At 43.0% G+C, this 18,514-nt stretch carries 17 protein-coding genes; 5 read left to right on the plus strand and 12 right to left on the minus strand.

Translation table 11 applies throughout. From position 1 onward, the window contains the following. Positions 1-10 precede the first annotated feature (10 nt). A complete protein-coding gene (locus P2E05_RS01010) occupies positions 11-505 on the plus strand; it encodes a DUF2569 domain-containing protein (protein ID WP_154622230.1) in 495 nt (164 codons plus the stop codon). Between the two features lie 41 nt (positions 506-546). Here the strand turns inward: P2E05_RS01010 and P2E05_RS01015 are convergent, their stop codons facing one another. The 7 genes from P2E05_RS01015 to P2E05_RS01045 form a co-directional block, all read right to left on the minus strand. Next, the gene (locus P2E05_RS01015) at positions 547-2,115 is read right to left on the minus strand and encodes an ATP-binding cassette domain-containing protein (protein WP_249999665.1); all 1,569 of its coding nucleotides are present in this window, start codon (positions 2,113-2,115) and stop codon (positions 547-549) included. A 326-nt stretch (positions 2,116-2,441) separates the two neighbouring features. Next, positions 2,442-3,956 (minus strand): glycerol-3-phosphate dehydrogenase, encoded by a 1,515-nt coding sequence (gene glpD / locus P2E05_RS01020; protein ID WP_154622228.1) that lies wholly within the window; start codon positions 3,954-3,956, stop codon positions 2,442-2,444. Between the two features lie 460 nt (positions 3,957-4,416). Further along, positions 4,417-5,175 (minus strand): DeoR/GlpR family transcriptional regulator, encoded by a 759-nt coding sequence (locus tag P2E05_RS01025; protein ID WP_163860523.1) that lies wholly within the window; start codon positions 5,173-5,175, stop codon positions 4,417-4,419. Positions 5,176-5,201: 26 nt separating this feature from the next. After that, entirely contained in the window at positions 5,202-6,047 is an 846-nt protein-coding gene (gene glpG / locus P2E05_RS01030; protein ID WP_249999667.1) for a rhomboid family intramembrane serine protease GlpG, read from the minus strand. Positions 6,048-6,063: 16 nt separating this feature from the next. Then, complete coding sequence (gene glpE, locus P2E05_RS01035) at positions 6,064-6,387, minus strand: thiosulfate sulfurtransferase GlpE (protein ID WP_154622226.1); 324 nt, start codon at positions 6,385-6,387, stop codon at positions 6,064-6,066. 90 nt (positions 6,388-6,477) lie between these two features. Beyond that, complete coding sequence (nfuA, locus tag P2E05_RS01040; protein WP_154622225.1) at positions 6,478-7,056, minus strand: Fe-S biogenesis protein NfuA; 579 nt, start codon at positions 7,054-7,056, stop codon at positions 6,478-6,480. A 63-nt stretch (positions 7,057-7,119) separates the two neighbouring features. Continuing rightward, positions 7,120-7,803, minus strand: a complete 684-nt coding sequence (locus P2E05_RS01045) for a phosphoribosyltransferase family protein (RefSeq protein ID WP_154622224.1) — start codon at positions 7,801-7,803, stop codon at positions 7,120-7,122. A gap of 33 nt (positions 7,804-7,836) precedes the next feature. Here P2E05_RS01045 and bioH point away from each other — a divergent pair, with 33 nt between their 5' ends. Further along, a complete protein-coding gene (bioH, locus tag P2E05_RS01050) occupies positions 7,837-8,616 on the plus strand; it encodes a pimeloyl-ACP methyl ester esterase BioH (RefSeq protein ID WP_154622223.1) in 780 nt (259 codons plus the stop codon). Positions 8,617-8,666: 50 nt separating this feature from the next. Here bioH and P2E05_RS01055 read toward each other — a convergent pair whose 3' ends face one another. The 5 genes from P2E05_RS01055 to P2E05_RS01075 all read right to left on the minus strand — a co-directional run bounded on the left by P2E05_RS01055 (position 8,667) and on the right by P2E05_RS01075 (position 15,517). Then, on the minus strand, positions 8,667-9,872 hold the full coding sequence (locus P2E05_RS01055) for a hypothetical protein (RefSeq protein ID WP_249999669.1): 1,206 nt from the start codon (positions 9,870-9,872) through the stop codon (positions 8,667-8,669). Positions 9,873-9,981: 109 nt separating this feature from the next. Continuing rightward, positions 9,982-10,215: a FeoC-like transcriptional regulator gene (locus tag P2E05_RS01060; RefSeq protein WP_154622221.1), complete on the minus strand. Its 234-nt coding sequence runs from the start codon at positions 10,213-10,215 to the stop codon at positions 9,982-9,984. Between the two features lie 10 nt (positions 10,216-10,225). Continuing rightward, complete coding sequence (gene feoB / locus P2E05_RS01065) at positions 10,226-12,544, minus strand: Fe(2+) transporter permease subunit FeoB (RefSeq protein ID WP_154622220.1); 2,319 nt, start codon at positions 12,542-12,544, stop codon at positions 10,226-10,228. Between the two features lie 56 nt (positions 12,545-12,600). After that, entirely contained in the window at positions 12,601-12,831 is a 231-nt protein-coding gene (gene feoA, locus P2E05_RS01070) for a ferrous iron transporter A (RefSeq protein ID WP_154622219.1), read from the minus strand. 352 nt (positions 12,832-13,183) lie between these two features. Beyond that, positions 13,184-15,517, minus strand: coding sequence for a Tex family protein (locus P2E05_RS01075; protein ID WP_249999671.1), 2,334 nt, complete (start codon positions 15,515-15,517; stop codon positions 13,184-13,186). A 157-nt stretch (positions 15,518-15,674) separates the two neighbouring features. Between P2E05_RS01075 and greB the strand changes: the two genes are divergently transcribed. From greB to envZ, 3 genes are all read left to right on the plus strand, one after another. After that, a complete protein-coding gene (gene greB / locus P2E05_RS01080; protein ID WP_154624386.1) occupies positions 15,675-16,160 on the plus strand; it encodes a transcription elongation factor GreB in 486 nt (161 codons plus the stop codon). A gap of 249 nt (positions 16,161-16,409) precedes the next feature. Continuing rightward, positions 16,410-17,129, plus strand: a complete 720-nt coding sequence (gene ompR, locus P2E05_RS21570) for a two-component system response regulator OmpR (protein WP_004923581.1) — start codon at positions 16,410-16,412, stop codon at positions 17,127-17,129. Further along, the gene (gene envZ / locus P2E05_RS01090; protein WP_154624387.1) at positions 17,126-18,457 is read left to right on the plus strand and encodes a two-component system sensor histidine kinase EnvZ; all 1,332 of its coding nucleotides are present in this window, start codon (positions 17,126-17,128) and stop codon (positions 18,455-18,457) included. The genes ompR and envZ overlap by 4 nt, the downstream gene beginning before the upstream one ends. Positions 18,458-18,514: the final 57 nt, after the last annotated feature.

Raw genomic sequence — 18,514 nt, forward strand, 5'->3', positions numbered from 1 at the left:
TATTAATAAGATGGATGTAAATCAGCCGGCGACTTCAACGGCTCCTCAGAAAGCACCACTTCAGGGAATTGGTGGATGGCTTATTTTTCCTACGATAGGTTTGTTTTATATGCTGTATCAAACCATCATGATGATGCTGTTCGATATTAATCAAGTCAAATTAGCTTGGCATCTTGCGACTAATGTCAATTCTGATTTTTATGTCAGCGGATTTTCAACGGCCTTTTATTTGCTACAAATGAGTCATGGCATATTGATTGTCTTGTTGTTGTGGACTTTTATTGCCGCGTTAAAATGGCGGAAAAGTGCAAAGCTGCTTTTCATTATTTCTATGCTATTTTATATCGTAATGATTATTGGCTCGCGTTTTATCTTTCCTAGCGTTTTTGGTTTGGAAATTAAATATAGCTATATTATGAATGTGGCAAATAGCAGTTTTTATTGTTTGATTTGGATACCTTATTTTTTAGTGTCTGAAAGAGTTAAACAAACATTCATTAAGTAACCACAAGCTTATAGGCTGCCCGTTGGCAGCCTATAAGCTTATTAATCTGAGAGCACGAATTCATTTGTGATCCCACAGTTCTCGACAAAGGTGTCATCATGGGACACCAAAAATAAGGTTCCCTTGTAATCACTGAGCAATCCCTCTAATAAGTTCTTTGAATCTAAATCGAGATGGTTATCCGGTTCATCGAGTAGTAATACGGCTGGTGGAGTAGGGCTATGTGTTAGAGCCAATAGTGTTGTTTTTAGCTGTTCACCACCACTGAGATGCTTTATAGGTTGCAGTGATTTATCACCTCTGATCCTTAACATACCCAATTGCGTTCGCCATTGTTCAATGGTAAATGCAGGTTGATAATTATGCAGCGCTTCGGCGGCGGGTAAATCTTTATTCAATAAATTAAGATGTTGATCAAGATAGCAAAATGCAGGATTGATTCGATATTCACCTGATATGGCTCGTATTTCTCCTGATAATATTTTTAATAAGGTCGATTTCCCACTGCCGTTGCGTCCTTTAATGTGCCAATGTTCTCCCGTATAGGCCGTGAAGGAAAGTGGCGTGGTATGCCCATAAGGTAATTGCAATTGGGAAGCAAAAAGGGTGACTTTGCTGCCATCAGGTTGGTAATTTAGGGTCATCTTTTGTTGCTTGCTATGAATTTGTTTATCTTGGGTTTCCTGTAATTGCCCTTGCAAATCACTCATGACACGTTGGTGCCGTTCAGCGACATTGGATTGCCTTTTCTGTGCACGATTGGTTTTCATATCCAATAACAGCAGAGATTGGGAACCGCTATAACGAATCTTCTCACCTTGTTTACGACGCTGTTCCGCTTTTTGTATCGTGAGGTGCTGTTGACGTTTTTCTTGGCGGATTTGGTGATCGAGTCGCTCTGTTTTGGCTTCAATCGCGGCCATGGCAAACTGTTTTTGCTGCTCATAAAGCGCAAAATCCCCCCCGTACTCATGTAGGCCTTTATCCGTTAATTCAAAGATGGTTTGCATCTGCCCCAGTAACGAGCGGCTATGGGTGATCACTAAAGACCCAGCCTTATGTTCAGCTAGCTTGTTGCTTAACCATTGACGCCCTTCATGATCAAGATGGTTATCGGGTTCATCTAAGAGTAAGAAATGATTTTTATGGAGGAAGGCACGACATAGCGCTAGGCGTGTGCGTTCACCACCACTAAGATGATTAATAGGCTCATCTACCATAATGGGCAATTTGGCCGAGTCTAACAAGCTTTGCCACTCAGCGGGTAGGTGCCATTTATCTTCTAATAGCTCAAAATCTTCCATCGTCGCATTCCCTGTATCGACGCGTGTGAATGCATCGACTAATGCACTAACGCCTAAAGCATCCGCAATAGAATTCCCTTCAAGGCGAGTCAACTGCTCTACATGAATAAAAGGCATCATCCAATTGATATGACCTGTTGTGGGTATCATTTGTTGGGCAAGCAGGCGCATTAATACGGATTTTCCTTTGCCATTATTCCCAATGAGTGCATTTTGTTGGCACTGCAAGGTTCCGCTCAGAGGAGAAAACAGCGCATTTTGGTTAAATTCGATATTGAGTTGTGAGAAATGACAAGCAACAGTCATGTGTACCTCCTGAGTACAGGGGGCAGACAATACAACATAGTGCGTTCATTTCACGAAATGAGGGGCTGAGCGATTATTGTCTGCCAAAATCAGAAAAAGTTATACCGTTAAGGTATCTGTAAGCATTTTCTGGCAGATCTCAAATCATCGTCGGGGAATACCTTTAGTGAGGTTGAAGGAAAGCAACGTCATTATTTAATCAGACTAAATAGCTTTAAGCAACTGATAAAATACAATGACATTCACGACATAAAAAAGAAAAAGCCGGTCAGTGATAAACTGACCGGCTTTGACTGCATTGCCAACGAGATTTTTACAATTGTTTCTTATGACGCAATTGTGACTGGTTGAGCCGCTTTCATTTGCTCTGCCAGCCATTGTGCGATGCGCTGTTTTTCACTTTCATTCAGCCACATGCCCAATTTGGTACGACGCCAGATGGCATCATCTAATTCAGTTACCCACTCATGCTCGACTAAGTAACGTAGTTCTGCTTCATACAGGTTATGGCCAAAGGCTTCACCTAGGTCAGTGAGTGAGTTTGCACCCTCTAAGATGAGTTTGCTTTGGCTGCCGTAAGTTCTCGCAAAACGTAGTGCAAGGCCTTCAGGTAACCAATCATAACGTTGACGGAGTAAGCGTGCGTAACCATCACGATCACAACCTTCAATGTCGCCACCAGGCAAGACACCATTTTTAGTCCATGCAGCACCTGCGTTTGGATAATAAGGCGCCAGTTTTCCAACCGCTGCTTCTGCTAACTTACGGTAAGTTGTTAATTTACCACCAAAGACAGAGAGCAATGGCGCTTGGCCATTTTCATCGTGAATATCTAATGTGTAATCACGAGTAATGGCTTGTGGAGAGTCAGACTCATCGTCACATAATGGGCGAACGCCTGAGTAATCCCATACGATATCATCTTTGCTTAACTGTTTTTTGAAGTGGTCATTATAGACTTTCAGTAGATAAGCGACTTCATTGTCATCAATGCGCACATCTTTTGGATCCCCTTTATATTCGACATCGGTCGTACCGATAATGGAGAATTCATCCATCCAAGGGATCACGAAAACAATACGATTGTCTTCATTTTGTAAAATATAGGCTTGAGGCTCGTCATGCGCACGTGGTACGACAATATGGCTACCTTTAATAAGGCGAATGCCATAAGGTGATTTCAGTTTCAAACCATCGTCAAAAAATTCTTTCACCCATGGGCCTGTCGCGTTAACTAAGCCTTTAGCTCGCCATGTTTCTTTTGTGCCAGTCAGAAGGTCTTCTGCCTCAACAACCCATAGGCCGTTTTCACGGTAGGCTTTAGTTACTTTTGTCCGCGTACGAACTTCACCTTTTTTACGTACCACTTCTTGAGCGTTTAGTACAACTAAACGCGCATCATCGACCCAGCAGTCAGAATATTCGAAACCTTTATTGAGTTCAGGTTTGAGCACTGAATTTTGACCAAACTTCAATCCTTTACTACCCGGTAAACTGGTACGTTTGCCTAAATGGTCATACAAGAACAAACCGATACGGATCATCCAAGCTGGACGTAGATGAGGTTGGTGCGGCAGACGGAAGCGCATTGGAAATGCGATATGTGGCGCAAGTTTTAATAATACTTCACGCTCAGCTAATGCTTCGCTGACGAGGCGGAATTCGTAATGCTCAAGATAACGTAAACCACCGTGGATCAGTTTTGAACTCGCAGATGATGTCGCACTGGCTAAGTCTTGAGCCTCAAGCAGCAATACAGATAGTCCACGGCCAGCGGCATCTGCCGCGATACCAGCGCCGTTGATACCGCCGCCGATTACAATCAAGTCTTTAGTTTCCATGCATCCCCCTGAGATGTTCGAAACAAGTTCTATAATGTTCGTTTTCGCTCATTTGATTGTAATCAAAATTGGCTAATATGCCAACTACTAACCAATAAAAAACAACAACTGCGTGATAAAGATAACAAAACAGTCTCATTAACCATAATAATAGTGTGTTTATTTTTACAAAATGAACATGTTCGAGCATTAACGAAAGGTCGTCATTGGGTGAGTAATCGTATGAGAGGCAAAGAATAAGTCGCTTGAAAGGCGACAGAGATTCCAAAAAGGTTCAGAGAGATGCAGACTGCTGACAAACCTATTATGTTTGGCGGCAAGTCGAATAGGTTTTGAAAATAAACGAGAAAATCAATTTATTGATTTTCGGCTGATAACACAAAGCGGGAAAAACTACGCTTTTATCCCACTTTGTCAACAACCTCAGATGGTCGCTTAAGCCACCATCTGGAGGCGTGATTTAGCACAGTTCTAGTTGTACATTGTGTTGCTCAATGACTTTTTGAATACTGTCGGGGGGGAGTTTATCGGTAAATAAGTAGTCGATAAGGTTCATGTTACCAAGGTTGACCATCGCATTACGGCCAAATTTTGAATGGTCTGTCACTAACATGACACAGCGTGAATTTTCAATAATGGCACGTTTAGTGCGCACCTCATGATAGTCAAACTCAAGTAATGAGCCATCCATATCAATTCCACTGATGCCTAAGATGCCGTAATCCAGCCTAAATTGGGAAATAAAGTCTAGAGTCGCTTCACCTACAATACCACCATCTCGTGAACGCACCTCGCCGCCTGCTAAAATCAAACGAAAATCTTCTTTTGGCATGAGGAGTGTTGCGACATTCAAATTATTCGTCACGACTCGGAGGTTTTTATGATTCACTAACGCATGCGCAACCGCTTCTGGGGTTGTACCGATATCGATAAATAAGGTCGCACCGTCAGGGATCTGGCTCGCGACGCGTTGTGCAATCCGCGCTTTTTCATTTGACCACATAATCTTACGGTCATGGTAGGCCGTATTGACAGAGCTAGAAGGCAACGCGGCACCACCATGGTGGCGCTGGATTTTGTTTTGTTCAGCAAGGTCATTGAGGTCACGACGGATCGTCTGAGGGCTAACCTCGAAATGTTCGACAAGCTCCTCAGTGCTCACATAGCCCTGAAGGCGAACGAGTTCAATGATTGCATCATGTCTCTGGGTCTGTTTCACGGTGTTAGCCTCTAATTATATATGTTCTATCTGGAGCTCTGGTGTTTAAAAGTATGCTTATTATCCCATATTCCCATCAATAATCCGATAATTAACCCTGAGATATGTGAGGCATTGGCGATATCGTTACCTAGAACACCTAAGTTACCTAAAAAGAGCCAGACGATGACAAAAATCATTAATCCCCGAGGGGCACTTACTTCTTTTTCCGGTTGACGCTCACCCGTTAACCAAGCATAACTGATAAGAGCATAGACCACACCGGATAACCCACCAAAATTAGACTCACTGTACAGAGATTGAGCCCAATTACAGAATAGGGCAGAAACGAGAAAAATGGTGAGCAGTTTTCCAAAGCCTAATCGACGTTCAACCTGACTGGCTAAATACCACCATAAAACCAGATTAAAAACGAGTTGGGAAAGTGAAAACTGAACGAATACAGGGCTAAACCAGCGCCACAACTCAAATTGTTGATCTTCTCTTGGCCATGCAAAATAACGCAATACATCAAGGTGTTGAGTCATATCTAGCCAAAAATAGACCCCGATGCAGATGAGTATTACAGCGATGGTTAAAGGGCCTGATTGCGCTTTTAAGTTCGCGAGTGTCAGGGTATTGCGATATTTAAACCCTGCTTCTGTAGTGCCTGTTTCCCAACTTGCTGCGATATAACGTGGATTTGTCGGGTCTTGCAAAAAACGCTCGAGTTCATGTTGTACTTTCGCTAGGTGCTCTTCGTCATTGAGCCAAAGTTCAACTTGTTGCTGTTCTGGGACTGTGTGTATTTTTAATGGAATATGTTGGCTTGCCATATAATCGACAAAAGCCTGAGCCATTCTGGGATTTTCGAATGAAACAACGTGGATCATGAATGGATGTTCTCGCTTAGAGAGCCGTGACGGCTTGTGGATATTCCCTTAACCAAGCTTCGAAACCACCGTTTATGCTATAAACGGATTCGAAACCAATATTAATCAGATACTGTGCAGCGCCTTGGCTACTATGACCGTGATAGCACATCACCATGATAGTTTGTTCATAATCAGTTTGTTCTAGGAAGGTGCTCAGTGTTTCATTGGTCAAATGATAGGCGCCACTCGCGTGACCCGCACGAAAACTTTGTGGATCACGAACGTCCACTAATATTGCGGAGCCATCAACCCAATGTTGGTATGCCTGTGCAGGCGTTAGCGTCTCAAATTGTTCCATAACATACCGGATAGTAAAGGTGGTTTAATAATAAGAGACACCCGCAGTACAATACGGGTGTCGTAAAAACAGGTTAAATCGCGTGAACATTTAGTAGAATGAGTGTTCACCACGTTGGTGTTCAGTCAAGTCTTTCACACCTTTCAACTCACCTTCAAACATTTTCAGAAGTTCTTTTTCAATCCCTTCTTTTAAGGTGACATCGACCATAGAACAACCGTTGCAACCCCCACCAAACTGTAAAATAGCAAAGCCATCATCGGTAATTTCCATCAGTGATACGCGACCACCATGGCTAGCCAGTTGTGGGTTAATTTGTGATTGTAAAACGTACTCAACACGTTCGATAAGTGGTGCATCATCAGCCACTTTACGCATTTTTGCATTAGGTGCTTTAAGTGTGAGTTGTGAACCTAATTGGTCAGTCACGAAATCAATTTCAGCGTCTTCTAAGAATGGCGCACTGATTTCATCAACATAAGCCGATAAAAGCTCGAATTTCAGCTCTTGGTCTGTTGCTTCAACAGCGTCTGGTGGACAGTAGGAGACACCGCACTCAGCAGAAGGTGTACCCGGGTTAATGACAAATACGCGAATTTGGGTTCCAGGCTCTTGATTTTCCAGTAATTTGGCAAAATGAGCTTGTGCTGCTTCAGTAATATTAATCATAATCATTTGCTCAATAATAGTTGACCGCTTTAGTTGGTTATAATACGCCCATTTGCCCCCTTTCTACAAGGTGCGACACAGGGACCAAGCCTGTACTGTCTGTACACCCGCACAAATCAGCAATTGTGCAGCGGCTTGCATGGTGGCTCCTGTCGTTAATACATCATCTAAAATCGCGACTCGCTGACCTGTTATAGGCCTCGTCAGGGTAAATGCACCATTAAGATTACTGTAGCGGTATTTACGTTTTAATGTTATCTGAGTCAGTGTATCACGAGTGCGTAATAATGAATTTCTTGAATAGGTGATATTTAACCATTTGGATAAATATTCGCCAATAAAGGCAACATGGTCAAACCCACGAGACCACAGGCGTTTAGAGTGTGGTGGGATTGTCAGCAGTAAATCAGGTTTAGGCCAAAGTGATTGACGATAGCCATTTAGCCAATGTAAGGCATAGATCTTTGCAAGGGTAAAAGCCAGCTGAGGTTGTGGATGAAATTTATAACGATGGATTAACTTTCTCAACGGGGCTTGATATGGGCTTACCGTAATCAATGTATGCCAAGCGGGGGGATGCTTCAAACAGCGGCCACACATGATGCTGCCTTGTTCGGTAGGGAGTGCGCAACGATGGCAGCAATTAGGCATTGACGGCAAGTGCCTTATGCAAAATGAACAGATTCCTTGGTCAGCTAATTTTAATGGCTGTTGGCATAGCCAACAGGCACCTTGCATTGCTAGCATAGACATATTCCTGTGAAAAAAGAGAGTGTAACCATGACACAACTGTATTGGGAGACAATTGGGGAAGGTTCTCAAGATCTTGTGCTGCTGCACGGATGGGGGTTGAATGCTGAGGTATGGCGTTCAATTATTCCGCGAATCGCCCCGCATTTTCGTTTACATCTGGTTGATATGCCGGGTTATGGCCGTAGCCAAGGTTTTGAGGCGATGGATCTACAAACAATGGCCAATACGCTGTGGCAAAATGCCCCCGAAGGCGCTATTTGGCTGGGTTGGTCTCTCGGTGGGCTAGTTGCTAGTCGTATCGCACTTGACCATCCATTCCAGATAAAAGGGTTAATCACTGTCGCTTCATCTCCCTGCTTTCAAGCTCATGCGAGTGATTGGCCGGGAATAAGATCCGAAGTATTAGTTGGGTTTGAACATCAATTAGCAACAGATTTTCAGCGCACAGTCGAACGTTTTCTGGCATTACAAACATTAGGAACAGAGAGTGCTCGTAATGATGCTAGGTTACTTAAAGCCATTGTTACCGATCAGCCTGTGCCGAAAGTAGAGACCCTCAATGCCGGATTGGAAATGTTGCGCGTTGTCGATTTACGCGATGAGTTAAAACAGCTCACAGTTCCGTTTTTACGCCTTTATGGTTATCTCGATGGACTCGTGCCACGCAAGGTAGCTGCCTTATTGGATGATAGGTATCCCAACTCCCCTTCCGTAGTGATGCGTCACAGTGCGCATGCGCCATTTATCTCCCATCCAGATGAGTTTTGTGAATACTTACTCGATTTTTTGGCGCGTTTAGAAGGATAAAGCCGTAGGAGCAGTGGTCAAAAGACCACTGACTAGCGATAACAAACAGGTTATGAACTAAAAAGACTGTCATAAGAGGGCAGTGGTGCAGGCGTATGGGAGGCGTTTGACTCCCTCATCACTAACTCGCTTGGGGGAGCCGATGGTTCAAAGCGGAATGGAGGAGCAGAAGGTTCAAAAGCGGTTGCATGCCGATTGAACGATTGCGGTTGGTTGACCGATGGACGAATGTGATAAAACTTTTTGTATTTCAATGTGTCAATTGAAAGGCCATGTTGATGGCTATAGGTTTTGGCTTTCGTGATTAGGCTATTCAAAAAGGTATCTAAGTTATTGAAGGTCTTGATGCCCACATTAGGGTCAAAGAGTGTAAAAAGGGGGGTATCCTTTTTAGGATCCTTACGAATATAACCCGCTAAGGTATCTTCACCGATAAAAATTTGTATCCCTGTTTCTTTACGGCTGGTTTTGGCAAGCTGGGCGTCTTCACGTAGCATATTCTCAATGTCTACGGGAGCGCTGATTTGAAATAAATAGGTTAACGTTGTCTTGCTTTCTGCGTTTAAACCATTTTCTTTCATCGATTGATCATACTGTTTTAATTTAGGGCAGCGCATTTGCTCTGCGGCGATATTAAGACAGGCTTGTATTAACGCATCATTAGGCTTTCGAACCAATTCTGCAAGATTACCGACAACACTATTTTCCAGTTTTTCAAAGAAAATGTGGCTTAAAGAGGGGGGTAATTTATTAACGTTGTGCAGCACTTTAAATTTTAGTGCTACGAAATATTGATATGCTAATTGATGAACTCTGTCATTATACTTTTCAAAATGTTGGTGTTGCACGAATGGATTATGCGGGTTACTCGCATCCGCTCTTTTATGTTTTATGAGTGACTGTTCGGGGGTTAACGCTTTACCCTCAATCTTAGCGGAACAGGAATAGTACTCTTGATAGCGTTTTATTTTATCTAATGGTTTCTGAGTTTCGAGTATTTTTTGGATACTTGCGGTCATTAACTCATGAGAAATAGCCGTTTTACTTTGTGACCTGCCATCAGATTTAAGATAATTTTGAGCATGAGATAATAAGTTAATATAACTATTCCCTTTATTTTTGACTGAGGTGATCAGGAAGTAAGCGGTAAGTCCTTTACTTAAGTTATATTGTGCTTCTGGTGGGATCGTTTGGTTCTGTTGGCGAAAGTAGTTTTCGGTGTGATTTACAAATAATTGTTTATCAAAGTGTGGCATAAATACATCCTCTTTTTCATTGAATGAGATGATGTATTTTAGTGATCAGCTTGATGAAAACTTTAAAAAAGAGACAATGCCAAAATATTATTGCTCTCTCAATAATCTGTTATTTGATTTTATAGATAGGGTGTGAACAGCCGGTACTTTCGGGGCAACCTTTACAACTTGTGCTGGTTAAACAAGCACTAACATCCACTTTTTCTAATTTTCCCATCGCGACTAACTTTTCCAACATGGCTTGCACCATAGGTTGAGGCGCATGGGAGTGTTTACAGAGTAAGTCAATGTCAGCTTGCCCATACAGTGCAATTAAGTCTCTGATTTGTAACAAGCTGACCATGATTAACCCCTTAGTGACACGTTTTGCCTGAGCAATCGGAACATGATTTAGCGGTAGCACTGGCTAAATTCAGAGTGACTCGACTGCGCGCTCGGCGTAATAAGGCAAAGAGCACCATATTAAATATAATGACTGTAACAATGGTTATTAAGCTACTTTGTGGATGCAGGCTGAATGTCGCGGTTTGGTAAAATAGAGCCGCTAAACTGTAAGCGACATTGAGTCCCCATAAAATCGAGAAGCTCATCCAGCTTTTATTGGTTTCTCGCGCAATGGCTCCCATAACCGAAACACACGGGACATACAGCAACACAAAGATGAGGTAGCTGTATGCCGCGATGTCAGAACCAAATTTAGCCGCCATGGTTCCCATCGAACCGGATTCCATTTCGCCATCACCTTTACTGGCTTCGATAGGATTTGAAAGGGCACTTAGGGTAAAGGTCTCTTTCAAGCTATCCCATGTTTCGACTACTGCATCTTCAAGTTCTGCTAGCAAATCAAATGACTCAGCATCGAAAGGTTCTGCCGTAATACTTTCCGCGGTATACAGGGTGTTTAAGGTCCCCACAACGACCTCTTTTGCCATTGCCCCCGTAATTAAGCCCACTGTGGCTTGCCAGTTATCTGTGTGCACCCCAATCGGTTGTAAAACAGGCGTGATCACTTTACTGACGGAAGCTAAAGCAGAGTCATTAATATTATCAACGGGTTTGCCGGATAAAGAGAAACTATTCAAGGCACCAATAAACATACTGGCGATAACGATCACTTTACCTGCACGAACCACAAACCCTTTTAAGCGCTGCCATGTTTGGATCAATAAGGTTTTAAGGTGTGGAACATGATAAACCGGTAGTTCCATGACAAAGGGGGAAGCTTCACCACGCATGAGTGTATGTTTGAGCAGGAGACCCGTTAAGATAGCCACCACGATCCCCAAAATGTAGAGTGAAAAAACAATACTCGCCCCATTTTTACCAAAGAATGCCGCCGCAAATACGGCAAAAATTGCCAAACGTGCACCACAGGACATAAACGGTGCCATGAGCACGGTAATTAAACGTTCACGTGGTGCATCCAGTGTACGCGCCCCCATAATAGAAGGAACGTTACAACCAAAGCCAACAATCAGTGGTACGAAGGATTTACCGGGTAGGCCTAACGCTTGCATTAACCTGTCCATCACAAATGCGGCGCGAGCCATATAGCCTGAATCTTCTAAGACCGATAAAAATAGGTACATCATACCGATTTGCGGTACGAGTGGGAGAACGGTATTAATACCTCCACCAATCCCTTGGGCGAGGAATACTGTTAGCCAATCAGGGAAACTAAAATAATCACCAATCCATTGTATGCCATGAATAAAAATGGCTTCTGAAGCCCCTTCAAAGAACGGTTGTAGTGCACCGCCAATATTAATGGCCAGAACAAACATCAGATACATGACAAATAGGAAAATCGGCACCCCAAGCCAACGATTTAAAATAATTTTATCCAGTGACTGAGTTAATTGATTAGGTTCAGCAGCACTATTGTTTATCGCTTTTTCACAGATAGCGGCGATGGATTGATAACGCGCATCCGCTATTAGCAGTTCAGGTTCTTCATTTAAGCTATTTTTTAAGTTTTGCTGAGTAGCATGTAGTTGTGCTTCTGTAATATTTGCACGTTGGCGACTATAAATATCACCTTCAAGAATTTGCAACGCCAGCCAACGACGCTGCTGTTGACTGAATTGTTGTGCTGAAATTTGTTCTGATAATGTATCGACCGCTTGTAATAGCGCCGTGGGATACTCAACCAAGGCTGTCATGTTATTTTGTGGGTGATTATCAATAGCTTGTTTGAGCTTATCAATGCCCGTTGCTCGAGTTGAAACTAAAGGAATAACAGGGCAGCCTAATTGTTGCTGTAATTTTTCCACATCGATTTCAATATGTTGGCTTTGTGCGATGTCCAGCATATTCAGCGCCACAATACAGGGCACGCCTAATTCAACTAATTGTAATGTCAGATAGAGATTACGCTCTAAATTAGAGGCATCTACGACGTTGATGAGCATATCGGCTTCACCGCTGAGGATAAAATAGCACGCGATTTGCTCATCCAGCGATGTTTGCTCAGAAATCGTTGTTAAAGAGTAAGTCCCCGGTAGGTCGACTAACTCAATATGATGTTGCGTTGTATTAAAGCGCCCAACCTTTCTTTCGACAGTCACCCCTGCCCAGTTACCAACACGTTGGCGAGACCCTGTTAATTGGTTAAACAGTGTGGTCTTACCTGCGTTTGGATTGCCAATTAGACCGATAGTTAATGGTTTCATAGTGTTTACCAGTAATAAAAATTTAAGATAACGACCTGGTGCAGTAATCCGTGATGTTAGGTGGCTGTGGTTTCGTCAAGGTTAAGTAACGCTAAATCTTTTTTGCGTAATACAAGACTCACTCGATGTGTTTCGATTTGAATCGGATCACCGAAAGGAGCACAACGCACCACCTTAAAGATAGAGCCGGGTAATAGACCAAGTGAAAGCAATTTTTGTCGGTAAGCGGGGCTTATCTGTGGTGAGAAACCGAGTATTTTGTAGCTATGTTGAGGAAGTAATGACATAACGCCTTCCGTTTATCATGAGTAGTAATGATAATTATTAAAAATATAATTTTTTATGGACCAAAAAAGACAGTAAGTAGTAATAAATCTAATTAATAATGAGAATTATAATCATCAACTATTCACTATATTTAGCCTCTTTTTTCGTCAAGCTGAATTGATATGGATCAACTAAGCATTGAGTATACGGGCACTTCGGATTGATGAACCTAAGTTGTGCAGGTAAATAAAAACAGTTTAATGTATTCGTTTTGTTAAATATTAACGTAATGAAATTGTCGGGGTGGGATTAAAAACCTCTACAATCAAAGAGAAAGTCGATTGTAGAGGTGTTTTTATTGCGGAGTCTGACTTAGCGTTTTTTGCCAAATGCGGCGGCGAGGGCATCGCTCATCGCACTGTTTCCCGCGGAACTATTATTTTTTCGTGAAGTATCGCGAGGTGTCGACGGTGTTTTCCGTGAGTTTCTATCTTGCGAATGGTTCGTTCTACGCGATGGACTATGGCTATCACCCGGTTGCTCATCTAAGCGCATAGTGAGCGCGATGCGTTTACGCGGAATATCAACGTCGATCACTTTGACTTTTACAATATCGCCAGCTTTGACCACTTTATGCGGGTCATCGACATAACTGTTAGACAGCGATGAAATATGGACTAAACCATCTTGGTGAACACCGATATCGACGAACGCACCGAAGTTAGTGACATTAGTGACTGAGCCTTCAAGGATCATGCCCAATGTCAAATCATTCATGGTTTCGACACCTTCAGCAAAGGTTGCCGTTTTAAACTCAGGCCGAGGGTCTCGACCCGGTTTATCTAGCTCTTTGATAATATCCGTGACGGTAGGAACACCAAACTGCTCTGTTGTAAAATCATGGGGGCTTAAACTATTCAAGGCTTGTGAGTTGCCCATGATCTCTTTGAGAGGTTGACGAACGGCATCGAGAATTTTTTCAACGACAGGATAAGCCTCTGGGTGGACTCCAGACGCATCAAGTGGGTTGTCACCGTTAGTGATACGTAAGAAACCGGCACATTGTTCAAAGGCTTTTGGCCCTAAACGAGTCACTTTCAAGAGCTGTTTTCGGTCGTTAAAACGGCCATTCTCATCTCGCCAATTCACGACATTCTGAGCGATCATTTTGCTCAAACCAGCAACACGCGTAAGCAAAGCGACAGATGCCGTGTTTAAGTCAACCCCGACTGAGTTTACACAATCCTCGACTACCGCATCGAGTTTACGGGCTAGTTGCGTTTGGCTGACGTCGTGCTGATACTGACCAACGCCAATCGATTTCGGATCGATTTTTACTAATTCAGCGAGGGGGTCTTGCAGACGACGCGCGATAGAAACGGCCCCACGTAGTGATACATCAAGGTCTGGGAACTCTTGTGCTGCCAGCTCTGAAGCGGAATAGACGGATGCGCCCGCTTCACTCACAATGACTTTTTGTGCCGTCACTTCAGGATACTGTTTTTGCACTTCGGCAAAGAAACGCTCTGTCTCTCTAGAAGCGGTACCATTACCAATGGCCACCAATTCCACTTGGTGCTTTTGGCATAAGGCAGCAACCACGGCGGCGGCTTTCGCTGCTTGCCCCGTATGTGGATAGATAGTCTCTGTTGCGATGAGTTTACCTGTTGCATCGACGACCGCGACTTTAACGCCGGTACGTAAGCCGGGATCGAGGCCCATCGTTGCGCGCATCCCAGCGGGTGCGGCCATTAATAGGTCATGGAGGTTACGCGCAAATACATTGATTGCTTCATCTTCTGCTTTTTCTCGCAAGGAACTCATGATTTCCGTTTCAAGATGAAGCAGCACTTTGACACGCCATGTCCAACTGATGACGGCTTTACGCCATTGGTCGGCTGGTGCATTGTTTAACCTAACATCAAGGTGACGTGTAATGATTTCTTCACAGTAACTCTCTTTAGGCGGCTCTTCGAATTGTGGGTCACAATTCAGTGACAGTTGTAAGATCCCTTCATTACGACCGCGGAACATGGCTAATGCGCGGTGAGAGGGAACGGAAGAAACAGGCTCTTGATGATCAAAATAGTCGCTAAATTTTGCTCCCTCCGTTTGTTTTCCGTCAGCAACTTTGGAAACAATGTGGGCATTTTTTAGCAAATAGTCACGCACTTTGGCTAATAATGTCGCATCTTCAGCGAAACGTTCCATTAAAATATAACGGGCGCCATCAAGTGCCGCTTTGACGTCAGCAACCCCTTTTTCTTCATTGATATAGGCTTGTGCTAAATCATCCGGTGATTGGCTAGGGTCATGCCATAAGGCTTCCGCTAATGGCTCTAAACCTGCTTCAATCGCGATTTGTCCACGAGTACGGCGTTTAGGTTTAAAGGGTAAGTAAAGGTCTTCTAGTTCGGTTTTATTGAGGGTATTGTTGATGGCAGCGGCGAGTTCAGGGGTGAGTTTCTCTTGTTCTTCTATTGACTTAAGGATAGTTTGCTTACGCTCATTCAACTCTCGTAGATACCCTAAACGGCTCTCCAGTTGACGAAGTTGGGTATCATCTAGCCCACCGGTCACTTCTTTACGATAACGGGCAATAAAAGGAACAGTGTTTCCTTCATCCAGCAGTGTGATAGCAGAAAATACCTGTTTCGTCTGAACTTGTAGCTCTGCTGCAATTATTTGGCTTAGAGTTTCATTCATGTCGCTTTTAATACCTAATCAATGAATAATAAAAAAATTTATGGCACTGTTATACTTGCACAGAGGCAGAATTTCTAGGGCGAACTTTATTAAAGTCAAAGAATAATTCTGTATATAATTTATAATTATCTAACTTGCTTACTAATTTATAAAGGTTATGAATAAGAGTCTGTTAATCACACGCGAAGGCTGGGATGCTCTGGACAAAGAACTTAAGTACCTTTGGAAAGAAGAGCGTCCAAGAGTGACCCAATCCGTTTCTGAAGCCGCAGCACAAGGCGACCGCTCAGAGAATGCGGAATATATTTACGGCAAAAAACGCTTGCGAGAAATTGATCGTCGAGTTCGTTTTTTATCTAAAAGATTGGATCAACTCAGGATTGTCGAACCTGACCCACGGCAAGAAGGGCGTGTTTTTTTTGGGGCATGGGTTAAACTAGAAGATGATGATGAAAATATCAGAATATTCCGGTTAGTGGGTGCTGACGAATTTAATCCCTCTAAAAATTGGATTTCGATTGACTCTCCAGTAGCTCGAGCACTAGTTGGTAAGCAGGTTGACGATGAAATTACTGTCAACACGCCGGGGGGGATTGTGACCTATTCGATATTAGAAATTAGTTATAAACCTCTAGCCCTATAACGCGTAAAATTATTCATTAAATTTCAAGTTGATGGTAAATTAGAGCATTAACTATTTTATATTTAACTTATACGCAAAATAATTAAGTTATATACCACTATCACAGGCTAGCGAAAAAACGCATTAATATGATGAGGCGATCATTTAGATAACTGTGAATTTGGTGACACCCATAATTTTTGGGAATGGTGGGTATGCTCTTATTTTTAAAGATAATTTCAATAGATTGCACATCTTGAGGGCTACAAAATGCAAGAAAGTTATAAAGTTCTTGTTGTCGATGATGATATGCGTTTACGTGCCTTACTAGAACGCTATCTCACGGAACAAGGGTTTCAGGTACGTAGTGCCGCCAATGCAGAACAAATGGATAGGATCCTCACGCGAGAATCTATTCATCTTATTGTTTTAGATTTAATGTTGCCGGGTGAAGATGGCCTGTCAATTTGTCGCCGTTTGCGTAGTCAAAATAATCCGATTCCGATTATTATGGTGACGGCAAAAGGTGAAGAAGTTGATCGTATTGTCGGTTTAGAAATTGGTGCCGATGACTACATCCCGAAACCATTTAACCCGCGTGAATTATTGGCGCGTATCCGTGCGGTATTACGTCGTCAAGCAAACGAACTACCTGGTGCACCATCTCAGGATGATGCCATTATCACATTCGGTAAATTTAAACTTAACCTTGGTACTCGTGAAATGTTCCAAGGCGAAGAAAATATGCCTTTAACCAGTGGTGAGTTTGCCGTACTAAAAGTGCTGGTTTCGCATCCAAGGGAACCATTATCTCGTGATAAGCTGATGAGCTTGGCGAGAGGCCGTGAATACAGTGCGATGGAACGTTCAATTGACGTGCAAATCTCACGTTTACGCCGTATGGTTGAAGAAGATCCTGCTCATCCCCGCTATATCCAAACAGTTTGGGGACTGGGTTACGTGTTTGTACCGGACGGTAGTAAAGCATGAAGCGATTGAGGTTCTCTCGCCGTAGTACATTTTCTCGTTCGTTATTTTTGTTCGTTGCCTTATTGTTTGCCAGCCTTGTCACCAGCTATATGGTGGTATTGAACTTTGTTGTGATGCCAAGTTTGCAACAGTTTAATAAAGTACTGGCTTATGAAGTACGAACTTTAATGACGGAAAAGATGGTGCTGCAAGATGGAACCACTGTGCGGGTTTCTCCTGCATTGCGTAAAAAGATTTATAATGAGTTAGGGATCACATTTTATGCCCAATCAGCTGCCATGGAAGAAGGCTTAAATTGGGCTAAAGAATATGATTTCCTCAGTGAAAACATGTCTGAATATATTGGCGGTGAAGCTAAAGTCCGTTTAGAACTTGGCCGCGAATATCCTATTCTTTGGCTAACGTCTTATCTTGCCCCCGATATCTGGGTACGGGTACCTTTGACCGAAATAGGGCAAAACCAATTCTCGCTAGTATTCCGTTATACATTAGCAATCTTTCTGTTTATTTTTGCCGGTGTTTGGCTCTATATCCGTTATCAAAATAAACCCTTACTGGAGCTTGAATACCATGCTGGTCAAGTAGGTAAAGGGGTTATTCTGCCTGCTATGCAGGAAAAAGGCGCCGCAGAGGTAAGAGCCGCAATTCGCTCCTTTAACCATATGGCAGCCGGCATCAAAACACTTGAAAATGACCGTACTATATTAATGGCAGGGGTCAGCCACGACCTCCGTACACCATTAACACGCATACGTTTAGCGACGGAAATGATGAGTCCAGAAGATGGTTATCTTGCTGAATCCATCAATAAAGATATTGAAGAGTGCGATGCGATCATTGGTCAATTCATGGACTACCTGAAGACCGGTCAAGAAATGAATATGGAGTTCTGTGACCTGAATGCAATCTTAAATGAAGCCGTCACCGCGGAAAGCAGTGTTACAGGTGAAATTGAAACGGCATTTGAGCCAGGTAATCTGATTGTGAATGCCAATCCATTGGCGATTAAGCGGGCAATTACGAATATGATCGTGAATGCCTATCGTTATGGTAATGGTTGGATTAAAGTCAGCAGTGGTAAAAACGAAGACTCAGTCTGGTTCCAAGTGGAAGATGATGGTGCAGGAATTAAGGAAGAGGATATCCAACGTCTCTTTCAACCGTTTGTGCAAGGGGAAAAAGCGCGTAGCAATAAGGGAACAGGCCTTGGCTTAGCGATTATCCGCCGTATTGTCGACGCCCATGAGGGCAGTATCGAAATTCATAAAAGCGAACGGGGGGGTTTTGCCATTCGCGCGCTGTTACCATTGAAAGAAAAAGAAGAATAACAGGCTGTTAGTGAAATGAGCTGTCAGCCTATCTCATCTCTTTAACTAAAATATTCT

It is taken from the genome of Providencia stuartii (assembly GCF_029277985.1).
Taxonomy (GTDB): Bacteria; Pseudomonadota; Gammaproteobacteria; order Enterobacterales; family Enterobacteriaceae; genus Providencia; species Providencia zhejiangensis.